The organism is Saccharopolyspora sp. NPDC045839 (genome assembly GCF_056431645.1).
This window is the reverse complement of record NZ_JBWKKH010000071.1, coordinates 1-5,290: the sequence shown is the minus strand read 5'-3', so window position 1 is coordinate 5,290 and position 5,290 is coordinate 1. Positions and strand designations below refer to the sequence as shown.

Below are 5,290 nucleotides of genomic sequence, written 5' to 3'. Positions count from 1 at the left end.
CACCGGCGAGACCTGCAGCGACGCGTCCTTGCTCTGATCACTCATGGTGCACTATCCTCCACTGTGGACAGTTACACCGCAGAACTTACAGTCCCTTGCCGTTCGGAGTCGTGCTCAGGTGTCGACATCGTCGAGTTCGGCGACGGCGTCGTGGCGGGAGTTGCTGAGTTTTTCGAGTTCGGGGACGGCGAGCCCGTCGGCTGACACGCCAATGTGGACAGCGTCACCGTATTGGGGCGCCGCGATGGTCAGCGTGTGGCTGCGGCCAACGGTGCGAGTGGAAACTCGGAATTTGTGCCTTCTACGGTGTTGCGAGTAGTGCGATGCTCGTGCCGAGCACGATGAAGGGTCCGTGAGGGAGGGCCCTGGCGGCGTCGATGGTCTCTTGTGGCCCCTCAACATCCCGTGACAGCAGCCTTTTTGTGAAGCGAGTGCACGTCGAGCTCCATCTGATGAAAGATCACCAGAAGGATGATGGTGCCTTCGCCGAGTGCCCCTTGTTGATCTTGTCGGGCGTGTGATGGGCAGGTTATTGGCATGGCCGCCAGGCTGGATGACTAGCAAGGTGAGGCTTGCCTGATTTGCCTTGCTGGTTGCGAAGGAAGACGTGAATGCTTTTCGGCAATGGGTTGGTCGGCCTGCGGGAGGGGCTGGAGGCCGTCCTCGTGGTCAGCATTCTGGTCGCCTTCCTGGTCCGCACCGAACGCCGTCGCGCGCTGCCGCTGGTCTGGGCTGGGGTCGGGGTCGCGGTGGCCCTGTCGGTGGCCGTGGGCGCAGTCCTGACCTTCACTGCGGCGACGCTGAGCTTCGAGGCGCAGGAGGCCTTCGGCGGGATCGCTTCGATCGTCGCGGTCGCCTTCGTAACCACGACGATCTTCTGGGTGCGCCGTGCCGGGCGCACCCTGGCCGCGCAGCTGCGCGGCCAGCTGGACGAAGCGCTGCGGCTGGATCCGGCGGCGGTGGTCACCGTGGCGTTTCTGGCGGTGGCGCGGGAAGGGCTGGAGACCGCGGTGTTCTTCTTCTCCAGCGTGCGGTCCGCCGGTGGCGGCACGGTTCTGCCGCTGGTCGGGTTTCTGATCGGTATCGTGATCGCGGTCCTGCTCGGCTACTTGCTCTACGCCGGGGCGATCCGGATCAATCTATCGAAGTTCTTCACCGCTACCGGCGTGCTCCTGGTGTTCGTCGCCGCCGGGGTCCTCGCCTACGGTGTGCACGACCTGCAGGAGGCCGGGCTGCTGCCGGGCCTGCACACCCTCGCCTTCGACGTCAGCGCCCAAGTGCCGCCGGCGTCGTGGTACGGCGCGCTGCTGAAGGGGATCTTCAACTTCTCGCCGCAGACCACCGTGCTGGAAGCCGTCGTGTGGGTGGGCTACCTCGCGGTCGTGCTCCCGCTGTTCCTCCGCCCGCGCCGTGGCGCCCATCAACCCGCGACTGTCGCCACTGGGGAATCCAAGTGATCATCAACGTTCGCCCCCTGGTTCCCGCCGCGCTGTGTGCCGTCGCGCTCGCCGGTTGCGGCGGCCAGCCAACCGGAGAGGCACCGGCTGCCATCGCTGTGCAGGCCGGGGACAACATCTGCACGCTGTCGGCGACCTCTGCGCCAGCGGGGCGATCCGCTTCGAGGTCACCAACACCGGCAGCCAGGTCACCGAGTTCTACCTCTACGGCGAGGGGGACCGGGTGATCAGCGAGGTCGAGAACATCGGGCCCGGGCTGACCCGGGAGCTGGTGGTCGAGGTGCAGCAGGGCGGCAAGTGCACCACTGCCTGCAAGCCTGGCATGCGAGGGGAGGGCATCCGCGGCGAGTTCACCGTCACCGCACCGCATCCGCGCTGATCGGGAGCAGCGCACGTATGGGGTGTGACGTACCGTCGCAGGCGCTTTCGTGGAGTGGTGAGGGCGGAAGCGGGCTTCCGTGCTTTCGCGTTCGCGGCCGGTCCGCTTTAGCGTTTACCTATGAATGCGGTTGTGAAGAAGATCGAGCCCCGCACGTCGCGTGCGCAGAACTTGTTGGAAGAGCAGGTGGGCAACGAGCTCAACGCGTCGCAGCAGTACCTGGCGATCGCGGTGTGGTTCGACCAGCGGGATCTGCCGCGGTTGGCCGCGTACTTCTACCGGCAGTCGGTGCGCAAGCGCAATCACGCGATGCGGGTTGTCCAATACATGATCGACAAGAACGTCGCGGTGGAGATTCCGGCCGTGCAGACCGTTCGCAATGATTTCTCCGATCCCCGTGAACCCATCGCTCTCGCTCTGGAGCAGGAACGCGTCGTGACCGACGAAGTCACGACGTTGTCCCGGATTCTGCGCGAGGAGGACGACTACCTCGGAGAGCAGTTCATGCGCTGGTTTCTGTCCGAGCAGGTCGACGAGTTCTCGCAGATGACCACGATGCTCAACATCACCGACCGTTCACAGGGCAACATGTTCGACTTGGAGGACTACCTCAAACGAGACCCCGTCGGTGACAGCAGGTACGAGTCGACCGCGCCGCGCACTGCTGGCGGGAAGTTGTGAGCCAGGCACCTGCACCGCTATGGCCGGTCCGGGGCCTGAACGGCCGCTGGGTGTGACGCTTCGAGGCATCACGTGACCCTGTTGCGCGTGGGAGACGGCGATCGCAGCTGTGTCTCCCGGATTCCACGCGCAGTCAACGAGCCGCTGCGGTTTCCAGGCCCCCAGGCGGCCCGTTCGCGAACTGCTCCACGACCTCTCCGATGCACGACGACCCGACTGACGGTGTGGGATCCTGCGCTTCCGCTGCGAACGGGACTCGGACAGCCGGGGCGGTGATGCTCCCGAAAGTGGTGACGAAAGTCCTGGGCAGTCGCTATCTGGCGTTGTGCATTCTTGCGGTGGCCGAACTGCGCATCGCAGCCGGCGGCCGCTGTCACTCGGGAGTTCCGTAAGGAGAACAATGATCAACCCCGCCCGACTCCGCACGTCCACCGGGGAGATTGACCTGGATGAGTCGACCTGGCTTTGGTCGGAGTTGTCGGTTCCTACCGAACCCGCCGCGCGGACTGTGCCTTGCCCACGTGAGTCCGCTGAAGGGGGTCCGCGTGCCCGGTTGGTGATCAACCGGGGGCCTGATGCGGGTACGGGCTTTGCGATCAGCACGCCCCGTACGACGATCGGACGTGGCCGGGACTGCGACGTTGTCGTCGACGACGCTTCTGTCTCTCGCTTTCACGCCGAGCTTCGTCGCCAGGAGGGCTGGTACGTCCTGGAGGACGGCGGATCGCTCAACGGAACCTACGTCAACCGCCGGCCGGTGCAGCGGGTCGAGCTGACCGATGGTGACGAGATCTGGGTCGGCAAGGCGCGTTTCACCTTCCGCACCGGCGACTGACGCCGATCCGGTGTGGACAGGATGCAGAAGGTGGGCGGAGTTGGTGACTGTTTCCCGTTCCGAGTCGGGTGTGCACGGTTCGTACGCTGGAGCTGTGGGTGTGAGCGGCGGTGTACACCCGATCACGGTGTTCCTGGTGGATGACCACGAGGTCGTCAGGGTGGGCTTGGCCGGGCTACTGAACGCCGAGTACGACCTGAAGGTGATCGGGCAGGCGTCCTCGGTGAGCGAGGCGTTGGCCCGCATTCCCGCCCTGCGGCCGGATGTCGCGGTGTTGGACGTGCGGCTGCCTGATGGCAACGGTGTGGAGTTGTGCCGGGAGTTGCGGTCGAAGCTGCCGGGGTTGAACTGCCTGATGCTGACCTCGTACGCCGACGACCAGGCCATGCTGGATGCGATCCTGGCCGGCGCCGCCGGTTATGTGATCAAGAACATCAAGGGAATGGAGCTGGCGTCGGCGGTGCGCACGGCAGGGGCGGGCAAGAGCCTGCTGAGCGAGCAGGCCACCGCGGTGCTGGTGGACAAGTTGCGTGCCCAGCTGGCCACGTCGGCGGAGTTACCGGGGTTGACCCGGCAGGAGCGGATTCTGCTCGGCTACGTCCGGCAGGGCTTGACCAACCGGCAGATCGCCGAGCGGATGTTCCTGACGGAGAAGACGGTCAAGAACTACGTCTCCCGCTTGCTGGCCAAGCTCGGGGTGGAACGGCGAACCCAGGCAGCAGTGATCGCCACGGAGATGCACCGCCGCCAGACCCCGAACCCGGGAGTGACCGGCTAGTCGGCTCGTAGCCGAGCCGGGGTGGGTACGCGCTCGCAGGTGACGACGTCGTCCAGGGGGCGTCGTGGGGCTGCTGGTACTGGTGATCCGTAGCCGACGCGCAGGACGGCTTGTGGCCACAGGCCGCCGCCGATGAGGGTCCGGAGTTTTTCGCGCGTTCCCGGGACCTCCACGACCTGGGAGAGGAAGGACGCGGCCAGTCCGGCGTCGGTGGCGGTGAGCAGAACGCGCTGCATTGCCAGGCCGGCCTGCAGCCGCGCGTGCAGTGAGTCCTGGAACGAGCCGAGGACGCAGATCAGCGGTTCGGGTTCGAAATCATTCCCCGGCGCCCGGGGTGCTGCCGCACCGACACCGAAGTCGCGCAGCACCCATTCGTCCTGAGGCTCGGGCAAGGGGCTGCTGTCCCCGGCCGCCACACCGTCGCGGCAGCCGGGCGCCCGACCGGTCCAGTACTGCCACTCGGTCACGAAGTCCTCATCGGCCAGTTGGGTTCGGTGGGCTTGCCGCAGCAAGCGTTGGAGCTTGGGGCGCTCGGTGCGGCCGAGAATGGCGAGCCAGCACCGTTCGACTTCGGCGGCCTGCCGCAACAGGCCGGGCAACGAGGGCGGCACGGGAACGTCGAGGAACGGGCGACGGTTGGTGCGGCGTCGCGAGATGGCTGCGGCAAGGTGGCGGTCGGTCGATGTGGCCGGACGCCTTCCTGCCGGGCGCACGGTCGCGAGCAGATCTGGTCGACCGTGCTCCGGAAACAGGCGCACGTCCGGGTTCATGCCAAGCGTTCGGATCGCCAGCCGCAGGTTCAGCAGGGCCGCACCGCAGGCGAGCATCAGCTCCTGGTGCTCGGGATCGGCCACCCGAACAGCTCGCGAGCGGTCCGCATGCACCTCGATGGCGGTCGGGGTGCAGTGGAACCGCCAGGGCTGGCTGTTGTGCAACGATGGTGCGGCGGTGGCCGCGAGCAGGGCCTGCCGGACCTGGTCGGTGGTCAGGTTCCCCACAGCCATGATCGGCGAGTTCATCGCGGTCCCTCGGCGTCTGCAGGCTTCGTGGATTCCAGCCTGTGCGGCTAGTAGTACTTCGTTAAGTTTGTCTTCGTTTGGGGAGTTTTCTTTGGCATGTGGGGCAAACGCCGGTCCAGCACAGTAAGACGCTTTGGAGCA

General features: G+C 66.1%; 6 protein-coding genes. 5 read left to right on the top strand and 1 reads right to left on the bottom strand.

Translation table 11 applies throughout. The features are described from left to right. Positions 1–611: 611 nt before the first annotated feature. The 5 genes from efeU to AC07EQ_RS43300 all read left to right on the top strand — a co-directional run bounded on the left by efeU (position 612) and on the right by AC07EQ_RS43300 (position 4,130). The gene (gene efeU, locus AC07EQ_RS43320) at positions 612–1,457 is read left to right on the top strand and encodes an iron uptake transporter permease EfeU (protein WP_478393606.1); all 846 of its coding nucleotides are present in this window, start codon (positions 612–614) and stop codon (positions 1,455–1,457) included. A gap of 55 nt (positions 1,458–1,512) precedes the next feature. Then, positions 1,513–1,836, top strand: a complete 324-nt coding sequence (locus AC07EQ_RS43315) for a hypothetical protein (RefSeq protein WP_478393605.1) — start codon at positions 1,513–1,515, stop codon at positions 1,834–1,836. A 120-nt stretch (positions 1,837–1,956) separates the two neighbouring features. Then, positions 1,957–2,517: a ferritin gene (locus AC07EQ_RS43310; RefSeq protein ID WP_478393604.1), complete on the top strand. Its 561-nt coding sequence runs from the start codon at positions 1,957–1,959 to the stop codon at positions 2,515–2,517. A gap of 556 nt (positions 2,518–3,073) precedes the next feature. Further along, complete coding sequence (locus tag AC07EQ_RS43305; RefSeq protein WP_478393607.1) at positions 3,074–3,352, top strand: FHA domain-containing protein; 279 nt, start codon at positions 3,074–3,076, stop codon at positions 3,350–3,352. Positions 3,353–3,452: 100 nt separating this feature from the next. Continuing rightward, positions 3,453–4,130 (top strand): response regulator, encoded by a 678-nt coding sequence (locus tag AC07EQ_RS43300; protein ID WP_478393603.1) that lies wholly within the window; start codon positions 3,453–3,455, stop codon positions 4,128–4,130. Here the strand turns inward: AC07EQ_RS43300 and AC07EQ_RS43295 are convergent. Then, positions 4,127–5,290, bottom strand: a 1,164-nt coding sequence (locus AC07EQ_RS43295; RefSeq protein ID WP_478393602.1) for an Acg family FMN-binding oxidoreductase, incomplete at its 5' end; no start/stop codon positions are given. The two genes, AC07EQ_RS43300 and AC07EQ_RS43295, sit on opposite strands and share 4 nt — an antisense overlap.